This window comes from Bacillus sp. mrc49, assembly GCF_002803435.1.
Genome location: NZ_PHNG01000698.1, coordinates 51,191 through 76,949 on the forward strand (window position 1 = coordinate 51,191; position 25,759 = coordinate 76,949).

Genomic DNA, 25,759 nt, shown 5'->3' on the forward strand with positions numbered 1-25,759 from the left:
GGAATAGCCTTGAATGCTATTGCTGATAAAATTTCCAGGATCGTGGATGGAAAAAGAGTCATTGTAAAAAAACCTGAATTGCTGGCCCCGGCTGGCAACCTGGAAAAACTAAAAATAGCGGTCCATTATGGCGCAGATGCCGTTTTCATTGGCGGACAGGAATATGGCCTTCGTTCCAATGCCGGAAATTTTACGTTTGAGGAAATGACCGAAGGCGTCGAGTTCGCGAAGAAGTATGGTGCGAAAGTATATGTAACGACTAATATCTTCGCGCATAATGAAAATATCGATGGTCTTGAAGAATACTTGGAAGGCCTTCAGGAGGCTGGCGTTCATGGAATTATCGTCGCTGATCCCCTGATCATCGAGACGTGCAAAAGAGTCGCCCCGAAAGTGGAAATCCATTTGAGCACACAGCAATCCCTTTCGAACTGGAAGGCTGTCCAGTATTGGAAAGAGGAGGGCTTGGAGCGTGTCGTGCTGGCACGTGAGACAAGTGCCGAAGAAATCCGTGAAATGAAGGAAAAGGTCGATATTGAAATCGAAGCTTTCGTACATGGTGCGATGTGCATTGCTTATTCAGGACGCTGCACGCTTTCGAATCATATGACGGCTCGCGATTCAAACCGCGGCGGCTGTTGCCAGTCATGCCGTTGGGATTACGATTTATATGAGCTGGATCAAGACGGGGAAAAGCCTTTATTCGAAAAAGAAGATGCTCCATTCGCCATGAGCCCGAAAGACCTTAAGCTGATTGAATCCTTGCCGGGCATGATCGAAATCGGCATTGATAGCTTAAAAGTCGAAGGAAGAATGAAATCGATTCATTATATTGCGACTGTAATCAGCGTCTATCGCAAGGTCATTGATGCTTATTGTGCCGATCCCGATCATTTCACGATCAAGCAGGAATGGCTGGAAGAGCTTGATAAGTGTGCGAATCGTGAGACGGCATCATCCTTCATGGAAGGGGAAATTCCTGGGTATAAACAGCAAATGTTCGGGAATCATACCGTAAAGACTCGCTTCGACTTCGCTGGATTGGTGCTCGATTACGACGAGGAAACGAAAATCGCGACCATGCAGCAGCGTAATTTCTTCAAGCCTGGAGATGAAGTCGAGTTTTTTGGGCCGGAAATCGAAAACTTTACGCAAAAAATCGGAACGATCTGGGATGAGTCAGGCAACGAGCTGGAGGCAGCTCGCCATCCGCTTCAAATTGTCCGCATTCAGGTAGATGATCGAGTATATGTGAACAATATGATGCGGAAGGAGAATTGACATGACAAGAAAAAAACCAGTGGTCATCGGAGTTACAGGAGGGTCGGGATCAGGTAAAACAAGTGTTACCCGTTCCATTTTTGAATTCTTTCAAGGACACTCGATCTTGATGCTCGAACAAGATTATTACTATAAAGATCAAAGCCATCTGCCGTTTGAAGAGCGGTTGAAAACGAATTATGATCATCCGCTGGCATTTGATAATGATTTGCTTATCGATCACATTAACGCATTGCTGCGCTATGAAACGATAGAGAAACCCGTTTATGATTATTCGATCCATACTCGTTCCGAGGAGGTCATCACCGTTGAACCGCAGGATGTCATCATTCTTGAGGGGATTTTGGTGCTGGAGGATGAACGTCTCCGTGATTTGATGGACATGAAGCTATATGTGGATACGGATGCGGACCTGCGAATCCTCCGGAGGATGACCCGTGACATTAAAGAACGCGGCCGTTCCTTAGAATCGGTCATCGATCAATATATCAGTGTCGTCCGCCCGATGCACAACCAGTTCATCGAACCGACGAAACGCTATGCCGACATCATCATTCCTGAAGGCGGACAGAACCATGTTGCGATAGACCTGATGGTGACTAAAATTCAAACAATCCTTGAACAAAAGTCTTTTTTGTAATAACATAGCATAAATAATGATAGGTGCCATTTTCCTCCGTTTTTGAAAGAATCCCATTTATTTAGGGGGAAATACTGGACAAATGTTGGAAAACGCAATACTCTATTCTTGATACAGAACGAACCGGCTGCTAACCGCAGTCGGTTCATATACTAAAGAACGTTTGTTTCTTAGTATCGGTTGTGCGTGCTTTTTAAGTCGCGCACTAATATAGTTTGACTCGAGTTTTTAGAGTTAAGACCTGTATAGTACATAAACTTGGCATAAAGAATTTGAAGGAGTGAAGGGTTTTGGCAATTGAAAAAGAATATCCAATGACTAAAGAAGGCAAGTTGAAACTTGAACAAGAACTGGAACAATTAAAAACGGTTAAACGGAAAGAAGTAGTGGAGAGAATCAAGATTGCCCGCAGTTTTGGGGACCTTTCCGAGAACTCCGAGTACGATTCGGCAAAAGAGGAGCAAGCTTTCGTTGAAGGCCGTATCACAACGATCGAAAACATGATCCGCAATGCGAAAATCATCGAAGGCGATGATTCGAATACAGATACCGTTTCACTTGGGAAGACGGTAACATTCGTTGAACTTCCTAATGGTGACGAAGAGACCTATTCCATCGTTGGTAGCGTTGAAGCGGATCCATTCGAAGGGAAGATCTCCAACGATTCCCCGATCGCGAAAAGCCTGATGGGCAAAAGAGTCGGTGACAAGGTATCGATCATGACACCTGGCGGCGAAATGAGCGTCAAAATCGTATCCATCAGCTGATCCACTTACAGATTAAAGAGGATGTCCATATGGGCCTCCTCTTTTTTGTGGGAAAAAATGTTGCGGCAAAGTTGTTCATAATTGTTTAAAAATTCGCACCTCGTCAACAATGTTTACGAGGTGTATTTTATGAAAAAGAAACGATTGAGGTTGCTGGCTATTTTTTTGACCACTTGCATGCTGATACTCATAGGCAGGCTTGTTTACATTCAGCTTGTATCGACAGAATCTTTTTCAAAGCATGATGTGAACCTGATAGAAGCAAGCGTGGAGCAGCGTTCCCAAATATTGAAGATTGATGATGGACGCGGAAAGTTTTATGACAGGAAAGGGGAGCCGCTTGCTCATGAAGAAATCCCCACGCTCGTGCTGTTTCCATTTCTGAAAAAAATGACATGGCCTATAGATGAGATTGCTTCGATTATCGGCAGATCGGAAAGTGAGCTGAAGCGGGCAATCGAACAAGCGGATGAACCATTCATTTTCGGCGGGGATGACCCGATCGAGTTGACGGCGAGCCAATCGAAGGCGATCAATCAATTGAAGATTCCCGGCGTCTTTGCCGTGAACGAAAAACTGTATCACAATCAAACACCCGCAGCGCAATTGATCGGCACGACGAATATATCGGATGCTGAGAAGAAAAAACGTTATCCGGACTTGAATTTATCCCCCGAAACGAAAATCGGCAATACAGGACTGCAAAGGACCTTTGATGAATTTTTGCTTTCGGCTGGGGAATCGAAGCTCGTTTTTCATGTGGACGCAAGCGGCGGCCCGATGTTTGGTGTCGATGTTAAATACGTGGAACCGGCCAACCCCTTGTATCCTGTGAAGGTCGTGACGACGATCGATAAACAAATACAGGAAAAGGCGGAAAAGCTGGTCGATGAACGCGGCATAAAAAAAGGCGGACTCGTGCTGATCGATATCAAAAAAAGTGAAATCGTCGCGATGGTATCGCGTCCGGCCCTAAATATTAAAGACCCGAATGGAGCAGGAGCAGTCAATATGATGCTAACTCAAAAAACGCCAGGGTCCGTCTTTAAAACGGTCACGGCCGCAGCCGCCATCGATCATAAGGCGGCTAGTCCCTCCAGGACATTCAATTGTAACTTGACGATTGATGGAAGGACGGATAAGCAGAGGGAATTGGGGATGCTGAATTTTGAAAGCAGCTTTGCCCAAAGCTGTAACAGGACATTCGCCGAATTGTCACAGGAAATTGCCGAGAAGGATCCTGACTTCCTGGAAAACTATGCGAAGAAGTTAGGGTTGATAGGTGAAACGGGCTGGCAAGGTGATGTATATCATACGAAAGTCACTCAGTTGTACCATGAACAAACCGGAAAGGTCTGGCACGACGATGATTTAAAGAAAGATCCCAAGATGATTGCCAAAACCGCCATCGGCCAGCAGGACGTCCAAACGACACCCCTGGCGATAGCGAACATGATGGCTACGATCGCCCGCGGCGGCAAGAAGGAACAAGTCAAAGCCGTTTCCAAGGTTGAATTCAACAATAGTACGACTGTGGTCGACTTTAAGAATCAAAGCATGGGAGGGGAGACACTTTCTCCGTATACGGCGATGAAGATGCAGCAGCTCCTAAGGAAGGTTGTGACCGAAGAAAAAGGGACCGGTGCTTCCTTGAGAGATTTGCCTGTGGAGGTTGCTGGTAAATCAGGAACAGCTCAGACGAATATAGAAAAAGGGGAGCTCAATAAATGGTTTGCTGGCTACTTCCCTTATAAAAATCCCGAATATGCGCTAGTTACCGTGAATTTTGAAACGAAGGAGAATAGCTCCAGCATGACGCCGCTTTTTTCAGATATTGTAAAAGTTATATACGCCAAGGACCAGGACTGATACGAGATATGACGAAAAGTGTAGGAAACCCTTCCCTTCTATCTGCCGCTGAATCATGTTAAAATGGGGCAGTAATGAAATGGTAAGGGAGGAATGGACCTTGGGCTCACGATTCAATCAGCGAGATCAAAAAAGAAAAGTAAATAAAATATACAATATCGCAATAACCATCGTTTCCATTTTAATCGTCATTGTTGCCATCACCATTTTCTTAAGTGATGGGGGAACTGAAGCTAATCCAACCACGACTGAACCGAAGCAAATTACCGATAAAGATAAGGGCAAAGTGGACAAGCCTGCTGGGAAAGTGGAAGAAAAGGATTCAGAGAAGGAAGCGGACGAAGATCTTAATGCAACGGAGGAAGAGGAAGAAAAGGCAACAGAGGATGAAGAAGCTTCGGATAAAGCGGGAGATGCCGAGCTTGTGGAAGTGGAAGGAAGCGGAGATGGCAATGTTGCGGCCACCTATAAGAGTGAGGGCTGGAAACCAGTCGGGACCGAGCAATCCGGTGAGCATACGACAAGCTTTCAAAAGGGCTCCGTCGACTGGAACGAAATGAGTAAAGCCATTGCGCTCGGAGCTGGGATCGATCAAGGCGGCATGAGGCTATGGTGGCTTCAAAACGGCGGTTCGCCCAACACGGCCATCGGTACCGTATCTGAAGGGGACAATCCAAAAACCTATCGGGTCCATATTGAATGGGTCGACGGCTCTGGATGGAAACCTGTAAAAGTCGAAGAATTGAAGGTTAATGATAAACGCAAATAGTCCCAAACTAGTAAGCCCCCGGAAGGAACACTCCTCCGGGGGGCTTTTTGCTTGGTCATTTTTTTGCCTTGAAATGAACGACAGCACTATAAAAACGTCTGCCTTCCTCGCTTACATACATTTGATGTGAGACCGAATGAACCTGGAGCATGATCGCTTTATTGATTTCGATTTGCGCCTGGATTTTTTCTTCGAGATTCTTGATGCTTTCTGCCTCGAAAAACTCTATTTTATCTTCGAATAAATTTAAGTCGAGCTGAAAATTCATTAAGGCTTCCCTCCAACATAGTAGATAATGCTAGTTTAACACACCATTTTAGCCGAATCTAAAACGGAATGAGGGTTTGCCTAAAAAAACGGCACGGTTTTTCATATTATTTCATATTATACTTATAGGTTTTATTGTATTATAATAAAAGAGTGCTTAGGCGAATCTTTGCTGCATGGTGAATTTGCCTAAATAAACAGCACTGTTTTGTGTTTAAATCATATTATACTTATAGGCTTTATTATATTATAATAAAAAGGTGATAAAAAATGGGCAGAGAATTTTTGGATTTATTTGAGGAATGGTCGAAATCGTATGATGATACTGTCGGTGGACACGATATTGAATATCAAGAGGTATTTAAACACTATGATAGGATCTTGGATAGCGTGACGAATCGGGCTCATGGCCATGTTTTGGAGTTCGGAGTGGGCACCGGGAATTTAACGGAGAGATTATTGAAAAAAGGCCTTAAGGTTACGGGAATCGAGCCTTCACCAGCAATGAGGGAAATTGCGGTTGGCAAGTTGGGCGATAGAACGGAAATAGCCGATGGCGATTTCATGGATTTCCCGGAGCCGGAAAGTGTGGATTCGATCGTCAGTACGTATGCATTTCATCATTTAACGGATGAAGAAAAAGAAAAAGCGATAGCCAGCTATGGAAAGTTACTGAATACTGGTGGTAAAATAGTGTTTGCGGATACGATGTATCAATCAAAGGAAGCGCATGAAAAAGCGATTTCCGATGCAAAGCAGGCAGGCTTTCATAATTTGGCGAACGATTTGCAAACGGAATATTATACAACCATTCCTTTTTTGGAAAGTGTTCTTGAAGAGCATGGGTATTCTGTGAACTTCGAGCGCTGCAATCAATTTGTCTGGATTATGGAGGCGGAAAAATTATAGGAAGAGGTTTTTTACTAATGAAAGTAGCCATAATCGGAGCAATGGAAGAAGAAGTTACGATTTTACGTGATAAATTGGAAGGTTTGGAGCAGGTGACCATTGCCGGTTCCGAATTCAATACAGGAAAACTGGACGGTGTCGAGGTCATATTGCTTAAATCCGGCATCGGTAAAGTGAATGCCGCCATGTCAACGGCGGTGCTCTTGGAAAAATTCAAACCGGATGCGATCATCAATACGGGTTCTGCCGGCGGATATCATCCCGCACTTAACGTAGGGGATGTTGTCATTTCTACCGAAGTTCGCCACCATGATGTCGATGTAACTGTTTTTGGATATGAGTATGGCCAGGTTCCTCAGCTGCCGGCTGCCTTCATTCCGGATGAGAAGCTTTTTGCCCTTGCAGAAGAGGCGGCTAAGGAAATCCAGGATATACAAGTGGCGAAAGGATTGATCGTAACGGGGGATTCGTTCATGAATGATCCTGTCAGGGTTGAATTCGTCAGAGGGAAATTCTCGGATCTATATGCAGTGGAAATGGAAGCGGCAGCGATTGCACAGGTGGCCTACCAATTCCAAACACCATTTGTCATCATACGTTCCCTTTCGGACATCGCAGGTAAGGAGTCCAATATTTCCTTCGATAAATTCCTGGAAACGGCTGCGCTTCATTCAGCTGATCTGATCGTGAAAATGATTGGGAAAATGAAATGAATGAGCAGTGATCAGCGTGAGATTCTCCGCTGATTACTCTTTGGTTTTATTACTCACTAAATTGGTAGGGAAACTATGAAAGGATGTACGAATATGAAGGTATTTCAAAACATACATGAGTTGGTCGGAAAGACGCCTCTGATGGAAATCACCCATTTCCCGCTTCCTGATGACGTCCGCATCTTTGCCAAACTGGAATACTTCAATCCGGGAGGCAGTGTGAAGGACCGTCTCGGCCAGGAGCTTTTGGCACAGGCGTTGCAGACAGGGAAAGTGAAAAAGGGCGGGACCATCATCGAACCGACAGCCGGGAACACCGGGATTGGACTGGCGCTTGCGGCGATAAACAGTGGAGTCGATGTGATATTTTGTGTACCAGAGAAATTCAGTGCCGAGAAGCAGGAATTGATGCGCGCTCTTGGAGCAAAAGTGGTCCAGACCCCGACTGAGGAAGGAATGACAGGAGCGATTGCCAAGGCGAAGGCATTGCTTTCCGAAATTCCCGGGTCATATTGTCCTGAGCAATTTGCCAACCCAGCCAATCCCGATGCTTATTATAAAACGCTGGGACCTGAAATTTGGGATCAGATGGATGGAAGAGTCGATGTATTTGTTGCCGGTGCCGGGACGGGTGGGACTTTCATGGGAACATCGCGTTATTTAAAAGAAAAAAAGGCTGCTGTCAAAACGGTCATTGTCGAACCGGAAGGGTCGATATTGAACGGAGGCGAAGCGGGACCTCATAAAACAGAGGGCATAGGAATGGAATTCTTACCAGCTTATATGGATGAATCGTACTTTGATCAAATCCATACGATAAGCGATCGGCAAGCGTTCGATATGGTCAAGGAATTGGCTATGAAGGAAGGCCTGTTGGTCGGCAGTTCTTCCGGCTCGGCATTTGCTGCGGCCATGGATGAAGCGGCCAAGGCTTCCCCAGGGACGAATATTGTCGTTGTATTCCCCGATTCCAGTGAACGTTACTTAAGCAAGAAAATTTATCAGGGAGGTATGTAAAAATGAGAAAGAAAACACAATTGATCCACGGTGGCATTTTTGGAGATGAAGCAACTGGTGCCGTTTCGGTGCCAATCTATCAAGTAAGCACTTATAAACAGGATGGTCCGGGGGATCATCGCGGATATGAGTATTCCCGTACAGGCAATCCTACCCGCCATGCGCTTGAGGAATTGATCAAGGATCTTGAAGAAGGAAAAAGAGGATTCGCCTTTGGCTCCGGGATGGCAGCGATGACCGCCGTCATGATGCTGTTGAGCAGCGGAGATCATGTCCTGATGACCGATGATGTTTATGGAGGTTCTTTCCGGGTGATGACGAAGGTGCTGAATCGCTTTGGAATCGAAGCTTCATTCGTCAATACGAGTGATATCGATTCGATCCAAAACGAAATCAGGGACAATACGAAAGCGTTGTTCATCGAAACCCCGACGAATCCATTACTGAAGATCACGGATCTGGAAGCCGTAGCAAAAATAGCGAAGGCAAACGGGATCCTGACGATCGTCGATAATACCTTCAGCACGCCATACTGGCAGAATCCGCTTACGCTTGGTGCGGATATCGTCCTGCATAGCGCTACGAAGTACCTGGGGGGCCACAGCGATGTTGTAGCGGGCCTTGTCGTGGTGAATGATGAAAAAATCGGCAATGACCTTCACTTCGTCCAAAACTCTACAGGGGGCGTGCTAGGGCCTCAAGATTCATGGTTGCTGATGCGAGGCATTAAAACACTGGGAATCCGGATGGAAGAACATGAAAAGAATACTTCCCGGATCGTTGAGTACTTATCCGCCCATGAAGGCGTTTCGAAAATCTATTATCCAGGTCTGGAAAGCCATCCAAATCACGAAATAGCGAAAAAACAATCACGTGGCTTCGGCGGCATGGTTTCATTCGATGTCGGCAGTGCCGAAAAAGCCGCATCCGTCTTGAATAAAGTGAAATACTTCACGCTGGCTGAAAGTCTTGGAGCAGTGGAGAGCCTAATTTCCGTGCCGGCTTTGATGACGCATGCTTCCATTCCAGCGGAACGCCGTGCCGAGCTTGGAATAACCGACGGGCTCATTCGCATATCCGTAGGCCTGGAGGACGCGGAAGACTTATTGGAAGACTTGGAGCAAGCACTAAAGGGGTAAAAGGGGGCCATGCCGCATTTTAAGCTGACTGCCATTATTTACTTTCTGCCATTTGGAATAAATATGGTAGAATGAGATATCGATAACTTATCAGCTTGAAAGAAGGTGGAATGGCATGAAAAAACGTACAAACCAAACGGCGGCAATGCTTAATTCGAAAATGGCCGATTTTAAACAATTTGGAATCACTTTGCTATGTGTGGGTTCGTTTTTCTATTTAGGAACCATCCTTCCCTCTGGCGGCAAAACGATGATTGACACATATGCCTATATGGGAGCGACGATCATGTTCCTTGGCGTATCCATATTATTTTTCCGTTTATCCAATAAATACAAAAAGATCTTGGCAGAAATGGATGACCAGGATACTTTACAACAATAGAATCAGGATACAGGCTGCAGGCAAACTCGGACGTTAAGGGAGTTTGCCTGCATCTTTTTTGTTTCTTGAATATTCCTGCATGAACACGAAGTTGGATTCTGAGTCCGTCGTATTGGAGGATTTGGTAACGCGCCGAAATGGTGAAAGATAGCGGTAACTATATGGAGAATCATGACCGGATTCGAGGGTAACGCATGAAATTGACGAGAAACGGCTCCAATTGCCTGTGAAAAGGAAATTTTTATGAAAATTCACCTCAGATTCGATGTAAACTCCAAACCCGCTAGTACTTGTACCTTAGCCCATTTCATTGCTCTGGAGGCATTCCCTTATCCAGAGGGTCCGTTAGCCTCTTCGGCGCATGCGCCTGCGGGGCCTCCCTTAGCCGCGTATTTCCTAAGCGGAAGGCCACAAACCTTCCATTCCATTCCACAGTGCCTGAAGCCTATATGAGGACCCTCCTTACCGATAGTATTTGGACTTGGGTCGTTTCATTGACCTGAACGGGTTGAATTTTTGAGCGGTCAAGTTGGGCGGTTTAATTTCCAAATCAACAGTAAGCTGTTATTGCCTGGGGATTTGTCATTCATATTGCCTCCACATTCTATAAATTCCGTTTAAAATGGGTAAAAAGAAAGAATTTTTAAAAAAATAGGCAAAAGCCGTTTACAAATTTCGGAATTGTGGATATACTTACCAAGTAATAAAAAATATTCCAAGGGAGGTCGAAGAAAATGAATTTGTATCTATATGGAGTCGTCACTAATCAAATTGGCTTGGCTTTTTCAATTGACAATCAAATACCATTCGACCTGTGCCACGCGGAATATTTCTAAAGCGATTGTGCTTTATTAATCATTCAAACATAGCGGCCGCAGGGAGAAGTCTTTTATCCTGCGGCCTTTTTATATTTTTTTGAAAAAGCTGCAGGAGAACATAACTTTCTGCGGCCTTTTTATGCCTTTTTGCGGGGCCGCACCCTAAAAGGAGGTGATACTTATGACACTGAATATGCTTTTTTTCACAATTACGATCAAAATGAAAAAAATGACTGCCGAGGAATGCATGCAGCAGGAGAGAATCAATAAAATTCGTGAAGAACATTTAGACAAAGCGATGAAGCATCGTCCTTTTTTCTAAGACTGATGAGGTTTGGTTTCCCAAAAATTCAATGAAAGGTGGAGGTTAATATGATGAACTTAGTCTATGTAAAGGGAGCAAAGCGTTGCTGGTGGCAGGAGAAGGATACCGGCTAACGGACTTTGCATATAACGGATCTCAGTCGGAAAATCGATCAGGTGAAAAGGAAAAACTCGGCCAACTGCCGAGTTTTTTGCTTTTAGCAGCACGAACTTTGTCCGCCATATCCATATCCCGGGAACCAGCAGAACCCGAAGATAAGCAATACAATCAACAGAACGATAAACAGGCCATAACCGTATCCGTAACCACCGCCATAATTTGGTGGCGGAGCCGGATACCCATAGTTGCAGCAACCGTATGGTCCATAGTTATATCCCATTCCAAGACACCACCTTCCTTAAAAATTCATTTTTATTATATGAATGAATGGTTTTGTCCGATTGGGAATTCATCCATTGGTGATACAAACATTTCATCCTTTCATGATTTCTTTTATTCGGGACAGACACGAACAAGCCCACTGCTGCATAGGTATGAATGAGGGAACCAAAGAAACGGGGGATGAAACCAATGCCCGGAATACTTACAGTTGTCGGATATATCATCAAAGAATTTTACTTATTTGTTTCCTATGTAAAAAACAATGCTTTTCCCCAGCCTTTATCATCTCAGGATGAAAAGAAATATCTGAAGCTCATGAGTGAAGGGGATGGGGATGCCCGTAACATCTTAATCGAGCATAACCTCAGGCTTGTTGCCCATATTGTCAAGAAATTCGAGAACACGGGCGAAGATACGGAGGATTTGATTTCGATCGGGACGATCGGTCTGATAAAAGCGATTGAAAGTTATTCGGATGGGAAAGGTACAAAGCTCGCTACGTATGCGGCGAGATGTATCGAGAATGAAATTCTGATGCATTTACGCGCCACAAAGAAAACGAAAAAGGATATTTCCTTGCACGATCCAATTGGTCAGGATAAAGAGGGAAATGAAATCAGTTTAATCGATGTACTGAAATCGGAATCTGAAGATGTCATCGATACGATCCAGCTCAATATGGAAATTGAAAAGGTGAAAAAATATATTGATATATTGGATGAACGGGAAAAGGAGGTCATTGTAGGCAGGTTCGGGCTGGACTTGAAAAAGGAAAAAACTCAAAGGGAAATCGCCAAAGAGCTAGGGATTTCCCGCAGTTATGTTTCAAGGATCGAGAAACGTGCATTAATGAAGATGTTCCATGAATTTTACAGGGCGGAAAAAGAGAAGGAAAAGAAGGCTAAAGGTTAAACGCAAAGGCTATTTCCACATTATGCGGTTTGGGTGGATTCCCCGCGATGCTCGCTTCGCTTGGGCGGGCGGTGAGTCCGCAACTCCGCTTCAAAAAATATTAATCTTTACGAAAAGAACCAACGTAAAAAAAGAGTGCCGGCACATTTCCCGGCACTCTTTTTGCTTTAGTATTTACTTCTGATCATATCAGCGAATGCATGATAAATCTCGATTCCCTGAAATAGGAACAGACGTGATGCGGTTAAAGAAAAGATCCCTATCATAATAAAACGAAACAACATATGAATCACTCCTCGATTTTATTTTTTATAAAATGTCGGAGTGGGCGGCTACGTTATTCGCCTGGAAAAACACGGGACTGAGATACCTTTGTCGCAGATTTGTATGGAAATAAAGGAAACTTAAAATCGAAAATTCAACTAACAGAATTATGATGATCGCCTGCAACGAACTTAAGGCAGGGATGAGAGGCACTTTTTTATCGGCCTTATCCCAATGGTGAACATCGGTATGTTCTTCAAGGGCTAGCTGTTGTGCATGCTGATGGAACTGCGCGGGCACGGTCCATAAAAGGAGTATGATGGCAGACAGCTGGATGACGAATTTCATATGAACCACCCCTTTCTCGAAGAATATATTCATCATAACACTATTTTAATCTTAGATATAGAAAAATGTTTTAAAAAATACTGAAAATTCGTTTTAGTTAGAAAAATGCAGGCTAAACCCCTATAATGAACTTATTGATAAAAGGGGGCATGCAAAATGGGATATTCTTTAACATGGGATTTGGACATTTTTTTTAAAGGAGGAAGCTCTTCCAAGGAGTTCCTGAATTTTTTGGACGAAATCAAGGATGAGGTGAAGGAGCTCGACTTGCTTATAAGTGCTATCAAACCAGAAGAAAACGATGAAGGCCAATTGATCGAGGCATTCGACCTCTTGAAAAACACCAATATGAAGTCCACGCAGGCAGGCGCCTTCATCGGATGCCTGGAAGCTCAAAACTCTCAGGATAAAAAGGCAGGGCAGCTGCGGATCAAACAAATGAAAATCGTAGCATCGCTCAAAATGGCTATAAGCAAGCTTGATGAAAAGCTGATCCGGCTTGATGAATCGTTTTTTCAAAGCATGCTCGGCAAAGAACCGTTGGATGAAGTGAAATTCGTGTTGAATGAACGTCGGGAAAGGGCTAAGGAAAAGCTCTCGGTGAAGGAAGAGGCATTGATTACGCAACTGTCCTTGGATGGATTCGAAGGCTGGAGCCAAATGTATGATACGATCGTCGGTTCCATGACCATTCCGTATAAAGGGGACATGCTGTCGGTAGGACAAGCGGCGAATAAATTTTCTGAGCCAGATCAAGAGGCGAGAAAAGAATTGTTAGCTGCATGGGAACAGGCTTGGGAAGAAAAAAGTGATCTTTTTGCCCGCACGTTGAACCATCTTGCTGGATTTCGTCTCAGTGTGAATGAAAAAAGGGGCTGGGATGATATTTTGAAAGAGCCGCTTGAAATCGGGAGGATGAAAAAAGAAACACTCGAGAGCATGTGGGATGTCATTGCCGATCATAAGGAGCCGTTGGTGAGGTTTTTACAAAGGAAAGCGGAGTTACTGGATTTGGATAAATTGAGTTGGGCCGATCTGGATGCGCCGCTCGCGGTGACCGCGGAGTCCAAAGTGATGGATTATCAAGAAGGCGCGGATTTCATCGTGCAGCAATTCTCTAAATTCGGCATGGAGTTAGCTAGCTTCACTCAACAAGCCTTCGATGAGAGCTGGATTGAAGCGGAGGACAGGCCTAGTAAGAGGCCTGGCGGGTTTTGTACGGGGTTCCCATTAAGCAAGCAGTCCAGGATATTCATGACATATTCAGGTACACCTTCGAATGTATCGACATTGGCCCATGAATTGGGGCATGCGTTCCATTCTTATGCCATGAGGGATATCCATCCGTTGAATCGATCATATGCGATGAACGTGGCTGAAACAGCCTCTACCTTTGCTGAAATGGTCGTTTCCGATGCTGCTGTGAAGGAAGCGGGAAGTGAGGAAGAAAAGCTGGTTCAATTAGAAGATAAAATTCAGCGTTCGGTGGCATTGTTAATGAATATTCATGCCCGCTTTTTATTCGAGACCAAATTTTATGAGGAGAGGAAACAGGGCTATGTCAGTGCTGAACGATTGAATGAACTGATGCTTGACTCCCAAAAAGACGCATATGGGGACGCCTTAAGTGATTATCATCCAACGTTCTGGGCTTCAAAGCTTCATTTCTATATTACGGGTGTACCATTTTATAATTTCCCGTACACATTCGGATACTTGTTCTCCTTGGGGATCTATGCGAATGCCCTGAAGGAACCTGCAGGATTCGAAGAAAAATATATCGCTTTATTAAAGGATACCGGTTCGATGAAAGTCGAGGATTTGGCGAAGAAGCATTTGGGCGTCGACTTGACGACACGTGATTTCTGGGAAGAAGCGGTTCTTGCCTGCATGGATGATGTCGAGGAATTCATGAACCTGACCGATCCGCTTGTCAAAAAAGCGTAAGTGAGCTTTCAGGGTGAATAGGAACAAAAAAGCGGATGTCCGGTTTAGGACATCCGCTTTCGCCATTAAACTTTCTTCATTTTAAATGGACTGACCATAAGCAATGATAATATAATCATGAGGGATAAGAAAAAGGCCGGATGGAAATACGGGATGGCCAGAAAGCTTACCGTTGCGATGCAGCCGGCAACCGTAATGGGCACCCCTGTAAAGTAACCATTGCTTTCGCTGATATTGAAGCGTGCGAGGCGGAAAGCGCCGCAGCCGATGTAGAAAACGGTGAAAATAGTGCCCGGAGCACCGAATTCTATTAAAATTCCTTGGTATAATAATAGAGCAGGTGCGACGCCGAAAGAAATGATGTCACACATGGAATCAAGTTGCTTACCCAATTCCGATTCAATGTTGAACTTCCGTGCAACCATTCCGTCAAAGCGATCTGCAAGGGCAGCCAGGAATATCAATAACAGGCTTAAATTCAATTGGCCGTGCATCACGGCAATTATTGCGAATCCACCGAGGGATAAATTCATTAAAGTAAGTATATTTGCTGTTTGAGCTTTCACTTTTTTAATGGTTTGATCTAGGGCGTGTAGTAAAAACATCTTTTCACTCCTTTCAAATGAAACAAAATAAAACAAAAATATAGTATTCATAAGGGTTTATTATATAATAATATTTTATTTAGCACAATTTATGCAAGGTATTTTTGAATAATTTTACAATTTGGAGTGGATTTTTTTGTATCAGTCTTTGTATCGCATATTGATCGAACTGACGAATGGAAGGCATTCTTCAGGTTTATTAAAGCGTTTTAGCCAATCCCGCTGGAGCAGGCCCTTGATTTTACTTTATGTAAAGACATTTAATCTCAATCAACAAGAATTTGGAAAGGATATAAAGGCATATTCCAATCTGCACGAGCTATTCACGAGGAAGCTGAAGGCGGGGGCCAGGCCGACCACGGCTGCCGCATCTGCGGTGGCGTGTCCCGTGGACGGCGTTCTCGAGGACTCGGGTGAAATAACGGCAGATAAAAAAATCGTCGTTAAGGGAAAGGTATATTCGATGGAGGAGATGCTCGAGGATGAGCTTGCTTTGGAAAAGTACTTAGGCGGCAAATACCTCGTTCTGTACTTAAGCCCAAGTCATTACCATAGGATTCATGCACCGATCAAGGGGGCCGTAATCAAACGTTGGATGCTTGGGAGGAAATCGTACCCCGTTAATAAGTGGGGGATGAAATATGGAAAAGAGCCTTTGTCAAAAAATTATCGTACAATAACTGAACTGCAAAATGAGGCGGGAAGTTTGGCGATGGTGAAGGTCGGTGCCATGTATATCAACTCAATCGTCATTACCGATCAATCGAAACAATTGGAGCAAGGCCAGGAGTTTTCTTATTTCAGCTTTGGTTCGACTGTGGTCCTTCTTTTTGAGAAGAACAAGTTCGAGCTGGAAGGAAGCTTGTCCATTCCCGCTAATGTCCGTGTCGGTGAAGCCATTGGATATATGAAGGCCGTTTAAAACTAAAATAAGAAGGCTGACATATGATGTCAGCCTATGTATGCCATATTAAATTAAGGCTCGGATTTTATGTGTCAAGGCTCTTCGATGAATCTCCGTTTCTATGAGGCGGATGAATTCGGTACTAAGCTTTAAATTCTGTGCTTTAAAATAGGATTCCAGCAACAGGTCATCAGATAGTTTTTGCATCAGGTCGCCATTTACGGCTGCTCACCTCCAGTAGGAATTGCGAGGAATATTTCTGTGTTTTCTTACATATATTGATAAGTCTTCCTTGCTGTACCCCTACTGTATCAGAAATAAACACGGAGAACAATCGTTCTGTTATCCACAGTTAAAAGTGGATAACCTGTGGTTAAGATGTTTACAAAGTGGCCGAAATGGTGCCACTCAGCATGGAAAATGTTAGTAAAGTTATCCACAGGCTGAGCGAATGAAATTTTTGTCGAAATCTTTTCGGAATAATTAGGTCTTTCGTTCGCCTAATTTCCTGTCTTTCTTAAAAATGCCTTCCCATATCCGAAAACTTACATTATGATGATTTTTTACCGTAAGCCCGCTTTCCTAAATTTTTTTGAAAGTAAGCCGAAAATTCGATATGATGGAGACGGTAAATTTTAATGAAAATATAGAGGTGCCCATATGCTTAAATTATTTTTGCCGAGTGAACATGTTAAAAGCATTTTTAATATAGATCCTCAAGAATTGAAAAAAAGAGGGATAAAGGGAGTCATCACCGACTTGGATAATACCCTTGTTGAATGGGACAGGCCTACAGCGACACCAGATTTAATCAAATGGTTCGATAACATGCGGGCCCATGGCATTTTAGTGACGATTGTATCCAATAATAATGAAAATCGGGTTCGGTCTTTTTCCGATCCGCTTCACATTCCGTTCATCCATCAGGCCAGGAAGCCGATGTCGCGGGCCTTCCATAAAGCGCGTAAGGCGATGGGATTGAAGTTAGAGGAGACGGTTGTGATCGGCGATCAGTTATTGACGGATGTATTGGGAGGGAACAGAGGTGGGTTCCATACGATTTTAGTGGTTCCTGTCGCCCAGACTGATGAATTCAGGACGAAAATCAATCGTTATTTTGAAAGAAAGATCATGGCCTTTTTTAAACGAAAAGGGATGATAGAATGGGAGGATCACAATTGAACAATCATCAAGAATTAGTGTGCATCGGCTGCGGCGTGAAGGTCCAGACGGAAGATCCGAAGGAATTGGGCTTTGCCCCTAAATCAGCTCTGGAAAAAGAGACGATCGTTTGTCAGCGTTGCTTTAAATTGAAGCATTATAACGAGGTTCAGGATGTATCCTTAACAGACGATGACTTCTTGAAAATCTTGAATAAAGTCGGCGAAACAGATTCCTTGATCGTCAAGGTCGTCGATATTTTTGATTTCAATGGAAGCTGGCTGCCGGGCCTTCATCGATTTGTGGGAAGAAATGATGTTCTTTTGATCGGGAATAAAGTGGATTTATTGCCGAAGTCCGTGAAACCGAATAAATTGATCAATTGGATGAAGCAATCTTCGAAGGAATTGGGATTGAATCCGGTTGATGTCTTACTTGTCAGTGCAGACAAAGGAAAGCACATCCTTGAAGCGGCCGATGCGATCGAACGGTATCGCAAAGGAAAGGATGTCTATGTTGTGGGCTGTACGAATGTTGGTAAATCTACTTTCATTAACCGCCTGATTAAAGAAGTGAGCGGAGAAGGCGATATCATCACGACTTCCCATTTCCCGGGCACGACTTTGGACATGATCGAAATACCTTTGGATGATGGACAGGCACTGATCGATACGCCAGGAATCATCAATCACCACCAAATGGCCCATTATGTGGACAAGCGGGATTTCAAGGTGATCATGCCGAAGAAGGAAATCAAGCCAAGAGTGTATCAGTTGAATGAGGAGCAGACGTTATTTTTTGGAGGACTGGCCAGGCTGGATTACGTCTCGGGCGGAAGGCGTTCCCTCACTTGCTACCTTTCGAATGAATTGAACATCCATCGTACGAAATTGGAAAAGGCTGATGAGCTGTACAAAAATCATGCCGGAGAATTATTGACGCCGCCACGGCCTGAACAAATCGAGGAATTTCCGAAGTTGATTCCGCATGAATTCTCTTTAAAAGATGGTAAAATGGATATTGTGTTTTCTGGTCTTGGCTGGGTGACAGTCAATGAGCCGGGAGCAAAAATCGTTGCACATGTCCCAAAAGGGGTCAATGTCATCGTTCGAAAATCATTAATCTAATATAGGGGTCGTCAATGACTATGAAAAAGATCTATGGGGTAATGGGAGATCCAATCGCACATTCGATGTCACCGGACATCCATAATGATGCATTCGAAAAAGAAAATATAGAAGCGGTTTATCACCATTTTCATGTGACGAAAGAAGGATTGAACGATGCTGTTAAGGGCATGAAAGCCCTTGGTATAGAAGGGTTTAACATCACGATCCCGCATAAGGAATCCATCATCCCCTTCCTTGATGAAGTGGATGAGCTGGCCCTGGCAATCGGGGCTGTAAATACGGTTGTTAACAAAAATGGTCGCTTTATAGGGTATAATACAGACGGAAAAGGATTTTTCAAATCCTTATGCGATGAAATATCAGGTGACATGAAGGCTAAAAAAACGTTAGTGATCGGAGCGGGCGGTGCTGCGCGTGCGATTTATTTTACTCTTGTGAAAGAAGGGGTAAAGCAAGTCGATATTGCAAATCGGACGAAGGAAAGAGCGGCTGAGCTTGTTTCTGATTGCCCATATGATAAAATATCGAAGGCACTCTCGATTATCGAAGCGGAACAAAGCTTATCACAATATGATTTAATCATCCAAACGACATCATCGGGAATGAGTCCTGAGTATGATCATTCACCGTTGAATGTCGACCGGCTTAAAACCGGCGCAATAGTCAGTGACATCATCTACAATCCCCTGCAGACCAAGCTGCTGCGCGAAGCTTCCGAAAAAGGGGCGAAAACGCAAAATGGCCTGGGAATGTTCATCAACCAGGGGGCGCTCGCTTTTGAGATATGGACGGGCATTATGCCGGATACAGCAAGAATGACAGATATTGTCTTGAACAAACTAGGAGGTAACACATGTTAACAGGAAAACAAAAAAGATTCTTACGATCGAAGGCCCATCACCTCAACCCGATTTTTCAAGTCGGGAAAGGCGGGGTCAATGATAATCTCATCAAGCAAATCGGTGAGGCTCTTGAAGTACGTGAATTGATCAAGGTCAGCATCCTGCAAAACTGTGAAGAAGACCGCAATGATGTGGGTCTTTCTTTATCAAAAGGTGCGCGGGCGGAATTGGTTCAAATCATCGGCAATACCATCGTCCTGTATAAAGAATCAAGAGAAAATAAACAACTTAAACTACCTTAAGGGAACCTACCTATGAAAAAAATTGGAATTCTTGGCGGTACATTCAATCCACCGCACATCGGCCATTTAATTATTGCGAATGAAGTGCTGGACGCTCTAGAGCTTGATGAAATCAGATTCATGCCAAACCATGTTCCTCCCCATAAGGAAAAATCGGAGGAAGTAACCGATATGGACAGGCTGGCTATGCTGGAAAACGCGATAGCCACCAACCCATCTTTTTATATTGAGGGTATTGAAATAGAAAGAAAAGGCACATCTTATACGTATGATACGATAAAGCTCCTGAAGGAACGTGAGCCGACCAATGAATTCTATTTCATAATTGGCGCAGATATGATTGAGTATTTACCAAAGTGGCATCGAATCGATGAATTGGTGGAATTGGTCCATTTCGTCGGGGTGAAGCGTCCTGGCTATGACGAGAAGACCCTATACCCGATCACGATGGTGAAAGTCCCGCAGATGTTCATTTCCTCTTCCATGATCCGAAGGAAGTTAAGAACGGGGAAAACCGTGAAATATTTAATTGCAGATCCTGTGGTGAAGTATATTAAAGGGAATGGTTTATATGAATCGTGAAAGAGCGCTGGCGCTTGTCAAAGAACAAATCACCGAGCGCAGGTACATCCATACTCTAGGCGTGATGGAGTCGGCCATTGAACTTGCCGAACTCTATGGCGCTGATACAAAAAAAGCCGAACTGGCAGCCATATTCCACGATTATGCAAAGTTTCGTCCAAAAGAAGAAATGGAGCAAATCATCATCGCCGAAAAGATGGCGCCGGATTTACTCCGCTACAATATGGAGTTGTGGCACGCTCCAGTAGGGGCTTACCTGGTGAAAAAGGAAGCAGGCATCACGGACGCCGAAATTTTGGATGCAATTGCCTATCACACGTCAGGCAGGGTCGGCATGAGCCTTTTGGATAAGGTCATTTATCTTGCTGATTATATTGAGCCGGGACGTTCCTTTCCAGGTGTCGAAGAAGTCAGGCAGACAGCCAAGCAAAACTTGGATCATGCTGTCATACAGGCTTTAAGGAATACCGTTGCTTTTTTAATGAAAAGAAATCAGGCCATTTACCCTGATACATTTAACACATATAATGATTTGATCATGAATTTGAAGGAGAAGATGTAATGACTGAACGTGAACTTCTTGTAATTGCAGCAAAAGCGGCGGATGATAAAAGGGCGGAGGATATCGTGGCTTTGAATATGCAAGGCATATCCCTTGTTGCGGATTATTTTTTAATCTGTCATGGTAATTCCGAAAAACAAGTGCAAGCCATCGCTCGTGAAATGAAGAGTAAAGCCGATGAATCAGGTATCGCTGTAAAGCGTCTTGAAGGATTTGATGAAGCGAAGTGGGTGCTCGTCGATCTTGGCGATGTAGTGGCGCACATTTTCCATAAGGATGAAAGAAACTACTATAACCTCGAACGTTTATGGGGAGATGCACCTTTTGAAGATTTAGAGAGTGAACTGACTCCATGACCTACGAACGCTTTGCCTATGTATACGATGAACTGATGAAGGATGCACCCTATGAAAAATGGCTGATGATCCTTACGGCGAAGCTGGAACAGTACGGAATTGGCGGAAGGAAAGTTCTCGACTTGGCATGTGGAACCGGGGAAATGACCGTTGAATTGGCGCAGCACGGATTTGAGGTCACAGGCGTGGACCTCTCAGATGAAATGCTTCTGGTTGCCAATGAAAAAGCGGTGAAGCTCTCGTTAACGATTCCCTTATTCCAACAGAATATGGCAGAACTTGAGGGGCTTGGTCGCTTTGACTGTGTCACGATTTTTTGTGATTCGTTGAACTACCTACGAGATGAGGCGGATATCGCCAAAACGTTCACCCGGGTGCACGAGCATTTAGAGGATGGCGGGTTGTTCTTATTCGATGTCCATTCCCTGTATAAAATGGAAGAAGTGTTCCATAACCATACGTTTGCCGTCAGCGATGAAGAAGTTTCCTATATATGGGATTGTTTTCCTGGTGAAGAACCTTACAGTGTGGAACATGAGTTAAGTTTTTTCGTGAAGGACGAGCGAAGTGGTCTGTATGACCGCTTTGATGAGTTGCATTATCAACGGACTTATCCGGTTGACCAATATAAAAAATGGTTGCAGCAAGCAGGGTTTACCGTGACGGAACTTATGGCGGATCTTGAAGAAGCCCCGCCTGTATCGGAAACTGAACGGGTATTATTCGTAGCCAGAAAATGAATCAAGAGGTCAGGGCCCCCCTCGCATATGCGAGTGAAGTCCCTGACCTCTTTTTTTTATTTTTAGCAGGAAATGAGAAAGACGTTACGAATATTAATAAGGATGGCCAAACTGCTTTTCAACCTCATGAAGATCTTCTGCAAATTTTTCATGCGTCGCTTGAAAAAGATGGTGGAACATTTCCCCTGTCTCCGCTTCCAATACCTTGATCCCTTCTCCCGTTATCCCACCTTTCACGCACACCTTCTCCTGTAAGGCCGGCAATGTATAAACGCCCTTACCAAGTAATTCCCCCAATCCGATCAGCATGTTTTCAGTCAAAGTCGTAGCGGTTTCTTTATCTATTTTCGTCGTCTGGCAGGCCGCGTCAATAAAAGCTTGTGCTAAATAGCTAAAGAAGGCGGGACCGCAGCTGACGATATCGGAGGCTACCCGGGTGATATCATTTTCAATGACGACGGGCGCCGATATCGCCGAGGCCAATTCCTGCAAGGCGGACCTCGCTTCCTTGCTGCATCCTTCACCGAAGCTTAGCAGCGATACCCCAGAGCCGACCCGATTGGTTATGCTGGGGATGAATCGCGCGCAAGGGGCCTTTACGGCCGACTCAAGCTGCGCCACCGATAGCGGGCTCGTGATGGAGATGACCAATTGTTCCCTGTTTATATGCTGCTTGATGTCTGAAAGCAAGCCGTCGATTTGTAATGGCTTTACACAAAGAAAAATAAAGTCCGCTTGCTGGGCGATTTCGGCCGCGCTTTCCGCAACCTTGATACCCGGATGTTTTTCTTTCAGTGTTAATGCTTTGGATAGTGTCCGGTTTGTAATCATTAGATCTGCCGGATTCAAAACTTTTGCCTCCAGCCATGCCTCGATTAAAATGGTGCCCATATTGCCTGTTCCAATTACACCGATTTTCTTCAAAGCCGATCAACTCCTCTCCCTTGAAAAACGATTGATTCTCTAGAAACACTATGTATTTATGATCTGTCCTATGACTATGTATGCTGTAAATACCAACTAGGAGGCAAATGAATGGATAGGATTTTAAAGGATAAAAAGACGATGATTGCTCTCGCAGTGGCGATGGGGTCCGTGGTCATTTTCTTATTTTGGCAACATGGGTATGATCACGAACCCGTTGAGCCGGACGAAATCTTTGCTGAGGCCGCAAAAGAGGGTGGAATGGAAAGTGAAACGAATGTCTTGGATGACCATGTCATTTTAGTCGATGTGAAGGGAGCGGTAGAAAATCCTGGTGTTTTTACGGCTCAGGCAGGTGACAGGATAAATGATCTTATTTCGGCAGCAGGCAGTTTTACGGACAAGGCCGATAAGGATAAAGTGAATCTTGCCCAACTAGTGGAGGATCAAATGGTCATTTATGTTCCGGAAATAGGGGAAGAGGACAAGGGAAACTTGGAATATAACCATCTCATTCCTTCAGGTGGGATGGCGGAGGGGCAGGTGAATCTGAATACAGCCACACAGCAAGAGTTGGAGACGCTTACTGGAATAGGGCCATCCAAAGCGGCTGCCATTTTGGAATATAGGGAGTCCGTAGGTCCATTCAAGCAAATTGATGAATTGAAGAAAGTGACGGGAATCGGTGATAAAACGTTTGAAAAACTACAGGACTCCATTTCTGTGCGGTGATTGTTGGAATGGACTACACAAATGGGCAGCAAGAGGGTAAAATTGAGGAAAACAATTTACTGAATGAGGGGATACAACAACATGAACAGGATAAGCTGGGATCAATACTTCATGGCGCAAAGCCATTTATTAGCGTTAAGGAGCACATGTACGCGCCTGACAGTAGGGGCGACGATCGTAAGGGATAACCGGATCATTGCAGGAGGATACAATGGCTCCATTGCCGGAGGGACGCACTGTATCGATGATGGCTGTTATGTAATTGATAACCATTGTGTCAGGACGATCCATGCTGAAATGAATGCACTGCTGCAATGTGCGAAATTTGGGGTGCCTACGGATCGAGCTGAGATCTATGTGACCCATTTTCCATGCTTGCAATGCTGTAAATCTCTCATACAAGCTGGAATCAAAGCCGTTTTTTATGCAGAGGACTATAAAAATCATCCATATGCACTTGAGTTATTCAGACAGGCTGGTGTCAAAACAGAAAAGGTTGAAGCAAAAGGGGCCATCGATGTCAACGGAAAGGAAAAGAAGGACTTCGTACTTGCCTTGGTAGCCAAACTGGAACAAACAGGGTTGGAAAAAGAAGCGGTATTGGAGCTGGAGAGAAAGGCAAAGCAAATATTTGAACAATAAATCAAGGAGGACAGGCATGGAAAGACACCTTCTTTTATTGGCCGTATCTGCCACTTTTGGAGTTGCCGCCCATTCATCGCCCAGTATAACGCAAATAGTCATCATCACGATCTTTCTCTGCTTCCTCCATTATACGCTGGGGCTGGATGTGAAGGCCTATAGCTTTCATCTAGTGGTGATGATTATTTTTTTTTTGGCGGCTTCCTACTCCGATCATCGAAGCCAAACCATTTATCAAGGGACGGAAAGCCGGTTTGCAATCACATTCACCGACCAGCCGAAAATAGATGGGCATTCATTGAAAGGCTTCATCGCCAGTGAGAAGGGCGAACGGCTTATGCTTCGTTATAAAATCGATTCTGAGCAAGAAAAGGAAAATCTGGGCAGACTTTTGCAAATCGGCTTATCTTGCCCTGCAGAGGGGAGCTTGTTGATCCCCGACACACAGAGAAATGAGAACGGTTTCGACTATCAACGCTATCTTAAGCATAAAAGCACCCACTGGATATTGAAAGCTGATTCCATTTCTTTTCAAGAATGCACCAAAGGAGGAAGCTCGATTGTCCATTCGATACGTAATTTGCGAATGAAGGGAATTGCGTATATCGGGAGAAACTTTCCAAAAGAATCAAGCGGCTTTGTCACAGCACTCATTTTCGGTGACCAAGCCTATATTGATGAAAATGACCTTACTAATTATCAAAGGCTCGGCCTGGTGCATTTATTGGCGATATCCGGCCTTCATGTCAGCTTCTTGACAGGGATGCTATTTTACTTGGGTATCAGAATTGGAATTACCCGGGAAAGGATGACCATCGTCCTCCTGATCTTCCTCCCCGTTTATATGTTACTTTCCGGCGGCAGCCCATCAGTCGTTCGCTCATGTTTAATGGCGATGCTCTTTTTTTTCCTATTGTTATTTAAGCATCGTGTCTCCGCAGCTTCCACTATTGGACTTGTTTACATCGCACTTTTGTTATTTCAGCCCAATATGCTATATGATATCGGCGTTCAACTTTCGTTCGCCGTCACTTTTTCCATTCTCATGTCTTCGGGCATCTTCTTGCGCTATCCCCAAAAAACGCTGCAGTTACTTATCATAAGCTTGATCTGCCAATTGACAGCCCTTCCCATTTTGCTTTTTCATTTTTATGAAGCCTCTTTCCTAGGAGTGTTCCTGAATGTCGTGTATGTTCCGCTTTATTCGATTTTGTTGCTGCCTTTTTCTTTAATTGCCCTCACTTGTCATCTGCTATTCCCGCCGCTAGGAGAACCCCTTATATCAATATTGAATTTCACCTTCATCCTATGCAATAAGGCCGCCGATGCAGCCTCGAATTTGCCTTTAGCTTCCATTGTATTTGGAAAGCCCCATTTTTTCGTGATGGCATTACTTGTGTCGTTCCTTTTGGGGCTATTCCTGACCTGGGAGGAGTCCTTTAAGAAAAGTAAATGGTGGTGCGGGATGCTGATTGTACTTTTGTTTTTTCAATATAATATACAAAAGCTGTCACCCTTTGGCGAAGTGC

At 44.3% G+C, this 25,759-nt stretch carries 31 protein-coding genes; 25 read left to right on the top strand and 6 right to left on the bottom strand.

Annotated features, from left to right (window positions below; genetic code table 11):
- Window positions 1-9 precede the first annotated feature (9 nt).
- The 5 genes from CVN76_RS16155 (at window position 10) to CVN76_RS16175 (ending at window position 5,326) form a co-directional block, all read left to right on the top strand.
- Window positions 10-1,281 carry a peptidase U32 family protein gene (locus CVN76_RS16155; protein ID WP_100532130.1) on the top strand — a complete coding sequence of 424 codons (1,272 nt, stop codon included), beginning with the start codon at window positions 10-12 and terminating at the stop codon, window positions 1,279-1,281.
- Between the two features lies 1 nt (window position 1,282).
- The gene (gene udk, locus CVN76_RS16160) at window positions 1,283-1,921 is read left to right on the top strand and encodes a uridine kinase (RefSeq protein ID WP_100532131.1); all 639 of its coding nucleotides are present in this window, start codon (window positions 1,283-1,285) and stop codon (window positions 1,919-1,921) included.
- Between the two features lie 290 nt (window positions 1,922-2,211).
- Window positions 2,212-2,688 carry a transcription elongation factor GreA gene (greA, locus tag CVN76_RS16165; RefSeq protein WP_061143648.1) on the top strand — a complete coding sequence of 159 codons (477 nt, stop codon included), beginning with the start codon at window positions 2,212-2,214 and terminating at the stop codon, window positions 2,686-2,688.
- 129 nt (window positions 2,689-2,817) lie between these two features.
- Window positions 2,818-4,557, top strand: coding sequence for a peptidoglycan D,D-transpeptidase FtsI family protein (locus CVN76_RS16170; protein WP_100532132.1), 1,740 nt, complete (start codon window positions 2,818-2,820; stop codon window positions 4,555-4,557).
- A gap of 100 nt (window positions 4,558-4,657) precedes the next feature.
- The gene (locus CVN76_RS16175) at window positions 4,658-5,326 is read left to right on the top strand and encodes a YrrS family protein (RefSeq protein WP_157805682.1); all 669 of its coding nucleotides are present in this window, start codon (window positions 4,658-4,660) and stop codon (window positions 5,324-5,326) included.
- Window positions 5,327-5,381: 55 nt separating this feature from the next.
- Here CVN76_RS16175 and CVN76_RS16180 read toward each other — a convergent pair whose 3' ends face one another.
- A complete protein-coding gene (locus CVN76_RS16180; RefSeq protein WP_057911652.1) occupies window positions 5,382-5,594 on the bottom strand; it encodes a DUF2536 family protein in 213 nt (70 codons plus the stop codon).
- A gap of 269 nt (window positions 5,595-5,863) precedes the next feature.
- Between CVN76_RS16180 and CVN76_RS16185 the strand changes: the two genes are divergently transcribed.
- From CVN76_RS16185 to CVN76_RS16210, 6 genes are all read left to right on the top strand, one after another.
- Window positions 5,864-6,502 (top strand): class I SAM-dependent methyltransferase, encoded by a 639-nt coding sequence (locus CVN76_RS16185; RefSeq protein WP_100532134.1) that lies wholly within the window; start codon window positions 5,864-5,866, stop codon window positions 6,500-6,502.
- A 17-nt stretch (window positions 6,503-6,519) separates the two neighbouring features.
- Window positions 6,520-7,215 (top strand): 5'-methylthioadenosine/S-adenosylhomocysteine nucleosidase, encoded by a 696-nt coding sequence (gene mtnN, locus CVN76_RS16190; RefSeq protein WP_100532135.1) that lies wholly within the window; start codon window positions 6,520-6,522, stop codon window positions 7,213-7,215.
- A 93-nt stretch (window positions 7,216-7,308) separates the two neighbouring features.
- Entirely contained in the window at window positions 7,309-8,232 is a 924-nt protein-coding gene (locus CVN76_RS16195; protein ID WP_100532136.1) for a PLP-dependent cysteine synthase family protein, read from the top strand.
- 2 nt (window positions 8,233-8,234) lie between these two features.
- A complete protein-coding gene (locus CVN76_RS16200) occupies window positions 8,235-9,371 on the top strand; it encodes a bifunctional cystathionine gamma-lyase/homocysteine desulfhydrase (RefSeq protein WP_100532137.1) in 1,137 nt (378 codons plus the stop codon).
- A 115-nt stretch (window positions 9,372-9,486) separates the two neighbouring features.
- Window positions 9,487-9,753 (top strand): YrhC family protein, encoded by a 267-nt coding sequence (locus tag CVN76_RS16205; protein ID WP_061143641.1) that lies wholly within the window; start codon window positions 9,487-9,489, stop codon window positions 9,751-9,753.
- A gap of 999 nt (window positions 9,754-10,752) precedes the next feature.
- Window positions 10,753-10,893: a YrzI family small protein gene (locus CVN76_RS16210; protein WP_081092517.1), complete on the top strand. Its 141-nt coding sequence runs from the start codon at window positions 10,753-10,755 to the stop codon at window positions 10,891-10,893.
- A 199-nt stretch (window positions 10,894-11,092) separates the two neighbouring features.
- On the opposite strand, the gene CVN76_RS16215 is transcribed toward CVN76_RS16210, so the two are convergent.
- Entirely contained in the window at window positions 11,093-11,275 is a 183-nt protein-coding gene (locus tag CVN76_RS16215) for a hypothetical protein (RefSeq protein ID WP_100532138.1), read from the bottom strand.
- A gap of 191 nt (window positions 11,276-11,466) precedes the next feature.
- Between CVN76_RS16215 and sigK the strand changes: the two genes are divergently transcribed.
- Window positions 11,467-12,189, top strand: coding sequence for an RNA polymerase sporulation sigma factor SigK (gene sigK / locus CVN76_RS16220; protein ID WP_034308596.1), 723 nt, complete (start codon window positions 11,467-11,469; stop codon window positions 12,187-12,189).
- A 309-nt stretch (window positions 12,190-12,498) separates the two neighbouring features.
- Here the strand turns inward: sigK and CVN76_RS16225 are convergent, their stop codons facing one another.
- Entirely contained in the window at window positions 12,499-12,801 is a 303-nt protein-coding gene (locus CVN76_RS16225; RefSeq protein WP_100532139.1) for a hypothetical protein, read from the bottom strand.
- 156 nt (window positions 12,802-12,957) lie between these two features.
- On the opposite strand from CVN76_RS16225, the gene CVN76_RS16230 reads away from it, so the two are divergent.
- Window positions 12,958-14,748, top strand: coding sequence for a M3 family oligoendopeptidase (locus CVN76_RS16230; RefSeq protein ID WP_100532140.1), 1,791 nt, complete (start codon window positions 12,958-12,960; stop codon window positions 14,746-14,748).
- A 65-nt stretch (window positions 14,749-14,813) separates the two neighbouring features.
- Here the strand turns inward: CVN76_RS16230 and pssA are convergent, their stop codons facing one another.
- Window positions 14,814-15,353 (bottom strand): CDP-diacylglycerol--serine O-phosphatidyltransferase, encoded by a 540-nt coding sequence (gene pssA / locus CVN76_RS16235; protein ID WP_061144528.1) that lies wholly within the window; start codon window positions 15,351-15,353, stop codon window positions 14,814-14,816.
- 136 nt (window positions 15,354-15,489) lie between these two features.
- On the opposite strand from pssA, the gene CVN76_RS16240 reads away from it, so the two are divergent.
- The gene (locus CVN76_RS16240; protein ID WP_100532141.1) at window positions 15,490-16,275 is read left to right on the top strand and encodes a phosphatidylserine decarboxylase; all 786 of its coding nucleotides are present in this window, start codon (window positions 15,490-15,492) and stop codon (window positions 16,273-16,275) included.
- A 48-nt stretch (window positions 16,276-16,323) separates the two neighbouring features.
- Here the strand turns inward: CVN76_RS16240 and CVN76_RS16245 are convergent, their stop codons facing one another.
- A complete protein-coding gene (locus tag CVN76_RS16245) occupies window positions 16,324-16,464 on the bottom strand; it encodes a sporulation histidine kinase inhibitor Sda (protein ID WP_061144530.1) in 141 nt (46 codons plus the stop codon).
- Between the two features lie 453 nt (window positions 16,465-16,917).
- On the opposite strand from CVN76_RS16245, the gene CVN76_RS16250 reads away from it, so the two are divergent.
- The 8 genes from CVN76_RS16250 to CVN76_RS16285 are packed head-to-tail and all read left to right on the top strand — an operon-like array spanning window position 16,918 to window position 21,932.
- Entirely contained in the window at window positions 16,918-17,439 is a 522-nt protein-coding gene (locus CVN76_RS16250; protein ID WP_061144531.1) for a YqeG family HAD IIIA-type phosphatase, read from the top strand.
- On the top strand, window positions 17,436-18,545 hold the full coding sequence (gene yqeH, locus CVN76_RS16255; RefSeq protein WP_397252481.1) for a ribosome biogenesis GTPase YqeH: 1,110 nt from the start codon (window positions 17,436-17,438) through the stop codon (window positions 18,543-18,545). Before CVN76_RS16250 ends, yqeH begins: the two co-directional genes overlap by 4 nt.
- A gap of 20 nt (window positions 18,546-18,565) precedes the next feature.
- Complete coding sequence (aroE, locus tag CVN76_RS16260; protein WP_061144533.1) at window positions 18,566-19,408, top strand: shikimate dehydrogenase; 843 nt, start codon at window positions 18,566-18,568, stop codon at window positions 19,406-19,408.
- Complete coding sequence (gene yhbY / locus CVN76_RS16265; protein WP_061144534.1) at window positions 19,402-19,692, top strand: ribosome assembly RNA-binding protein YhbY; 291 nt, start codon at window positions 19,402-19,404, stop codon at window positions 19,690-19,692. Before aroE ends, yhbY begins: the two co-directional genes overlap by 7 nt.
- A gap of 12 nt (window positions 19,693-19,704) precedes the next feature.
- The gene (locus tag CVN76_RS16270; RefSeq protein ID WP_061144535.1) at window positions 19,705-20,274 is read left to right on the top strand and encodes a nicotinate-nucleotide adenylyltransferase; all 570 of its coding nucleotides are present in this window, start codon (window positions 19,705-19,707) and stop codon (window positions 20,272-20,274) included.
- Window positions 20,264-20,836 carry a bis(5'-nucleosyl)-tetraphosphatase (symmetrical) YqeK gene (yqeK, locus tag CVN76_RS16275; protein WP_061144536.1) on the top strand — a complete coding sequence of 191 codons (573 nt, stop codon included), beginning with the start codon at window positions 20,264-20,266 and terminating at the stop codon, window positions 20,834-20,836. Before CVN76_RS16270 ends, yqeK begins: the two co-directional genes overlap by 11 nt.
- Window positions 20,836-21,192: a ribosome silencing factor gene (gene rsfS / locus CVN76_RS16280; protein WP_061144537.1), complete on the top strand. Its 357-nt coding sequence runs from the start codon at window positions 20,836-20,838 to the stop codon at window positions 21,190-21,192. Before yqeK ends, rsfS begins: the two co-directional genes overlap by 1 nt.
- On the top strand, window positions 21,189-21,932 hold the full coding sequence (locus CVN76_RS16285; protein WP_100532142.1) for a class I SAM-dependent DNA methyltransferase: 744 nt from the start codon (window positions 21,189-21,191) through the stop codon (window positions 21,930-21,932). The genes rsfS and CVN76_RS16285 overlap by 4 nt, the downstream gene beginning before the upstream one ends.
- 93 nt (window positions 21,933-22,025) lie before the next feature.
- Here the strand turns inward: CVN76_RS16285 and comER are convergent, their stop codons facing one another.
- Complete coding sequence (gene comER / locus CVN76_RS16290; protein ID WP_269800044.1) at window positions 22,026-22,856, bottom strand: late competence protein ComER; 831 nt, start codon at window positions 22,854-22,856, stop codon at window positions 22,026-22,028.
- Window positions 22,857-22,967: 111 nt separating this feature from the next.
- On the opposite strand from comER, the gene CVN76_RS16295 reads away from it, so the two are divergent.
- From CVN76_RS16295 to CVN76_RS16305, 3 genes are all read left to right on the top strand, one after another.
- Window positions 22,968-23,588, top strand: a complete 621-nt coding sequence (locus CVN76_RS16295) for a helix-hairpin-helix domain-containing protein (protein WP_100532143.1) — start codon at window positions 22,968-22,970, stop codon at window positions 23,586-23,588.
- An 81-nt stretch (window positions 23,589-23,669) separates the two neighbouring features.
- Entirely contained in the window at window positions 23,670-24,230 is a 561-nt protein-coding gene (locus CVN76_RS16300) for a ComE operon protein 2 (protein WP_100532144.1), read from the top strand.
- 16 nt (window positions 24,231-24,246) lie between these two features.
- On the top strand, window positions 24,247-25,759 hold a 1,513-nt coding region (locus CVN76_RS16305; protein ID WP_100532145.1), incomplete at its 3' end, for a DNA internalization-related competence protein ComEC/Rec2.

Excerpts from the sequence above, each read along its gene's own strand:
- mtnN (WP_100532135.1), top strand. The coding sequence starts at position 6,520 with ATGAAAGTAGCCATAATCGGAGCAATGGAAGAAGAAGTTACGATTTTA.
- rsfS (WP_061144537.1), top strand. The coding sequence starts at position 20,836 with ATGACTGAACGTGAACTTCTTGTAATTGCAGCAAAAGCGGCGGATGAT.
- yhbY (WP_061144534.1), top strand. The coding sequence starts at position 19,402 with ATGTTAACAGGAAAACAAAAAAGATTCTTACGATCGAAGGCCCATCAC.
- yqeK (WP_061144536.1), top strand. The coding sequence starts at position 20,264 with ATGAATCGTGAAAGAGCGCTGGCGCTTGTCAAAGAACAAATCACCGAG.
- CVN76_RS16225 (WP_100532139.1), bottom strand. The coding sequence starts at position 12,801 with ATGAAATTCGTCATCCAGCTGTCTGCCATCATACTCCTTTTATGGACC.
- CVN76_RS16205 (WP_061143641.1), top strand. The coding sequence starts at position 9,487 with ATGAAAAAACGTACAAACCAAACGGCGGCAATGCTTAATTCGAAAATG.
- CVN76_RS16180 (WP_057911652.1), bottom strand. The coding sequence starts at position 5,594 with ATGAATTTTCAGCTCGACTTAAATTTATTCGAAGATAAAATAGAGTTT.
- udk (WP_100532131.1), top strand. The coding sequence starts at position 1,283 with ATGACAAGAAAAAAACCAGTGGTCATCGGAGTTACAGGAGGGTCGGGA.
- CVN76_RS16300 (WP_100532144.1), top strand. The coding sequence starts at position 23,670 with ATGAACAGGATAAGCTGGGATCAATACTTCATGGCGCAAAGCCATTTA.
- CVN76_RS16230 (WP_100532140.1), top strand. The coding sequence starts at position 12,958 with ATGGGATATTCTTTAACATGGGATTTGGACATTTTTTTTAAAGGAGGA.
- CVN76_RS16295 (WP_100532143.1), top strand. The coding sequence starts at position 22,968 with ATGGATAGGATTTTAAAGGATAAAAAGACGATGATTGCTCTCGCAGTG.
- CVN76_RS16250 (WP_061144531.1), top strand. The coding sequence starts at position 16,918 with ATGCTTAAATTATTTTTGCCGAGTGAACATGTTAAAAGCATTTTTAAT.
- CVN76_RS16245 (WP_061144530.1), bottom strand. The coding sequence starts at position 16,464 with ATGCAAAAACTATCTGATGACCTGTTGCTGGAATCCTATTTTAAAGCA.
- CVN76_RS16270 (WP_061144535.1), top strand. The coding sequence starts at position 19,705 with ATGAAAAAAATTGGAATTCTTGGCGGTACATTCAATCCACCGCACATC.
- pssA (WP_061144528.1), bottom strand. The coding sequence starts at position 15,353 with ATGTTTTTACTACACGCCCTAGATCAAACCATTAAAAAAGTGAAAGCT.
- CVN76_RS16200 (WP_100532137.1), top strand. The coding sequence starts at position 8,235 with ATGAGAAAGAAAACACAATTGATCCACGGTGGCATTTTTGGAGATGAA.
- CVN76_RS16285 (WP_100532142.1), top strand. The coding sequence starts at position 21,189 with ATGACCTACGAACGCTTTGCCTATGTATACGATGAACTGATGAAGGAT.
- CVN76_RS16185 (WP_100532134.1), top strand. The coding sequence starts at position 5,864 with ATGGGCAGAGAATTTTTGGATTTATTTGAGGAATGGTCGAAATCGTAT.
- CVN76_RS16195 (WP_100532136.1), top strand. The coding sequence starts at position 7,309 with ATGAAGGTATTTCAAAACATACATGAGTTGGTCGGAAAGACGCCTCTG.
- CVN76_RS16215 (WP_100532138.1), bottom strand. The coding sequence starts at position 11,275 with ATGGGATATAACTATGGACCATACGGTTGCTGCAACTATGGGTATCCG.
- aroE (WP_061144533.1), top strand. The coding sequence starts at position 18,566 with ATGAAAAAGATCTATGGGGTAATGGGAGATCCAATCGCACATTCGATG.
- sigK (WP_034308596.1), top strand. The coding sequence starts at position 11,467 with ATGCCCGGAATACTTACAGTTGTCGGATATATCATCAAAGAATTTTAC.
- CVN76_RS16210 (WP_081092517.1), top strand. The coding sequence starts at position 10,753 with ATGACACTGAATATGCTTTTTTTCACAATTACGATCAAAATGAAAAAA.
- CVN76_RS16170 (WP_100532132.1), top strand. The coding sequence starts at position 2,818 with ATGAAAAAGAAACGATTGAGGTTGCTGGCTATTTTTTTGACCACTTGC.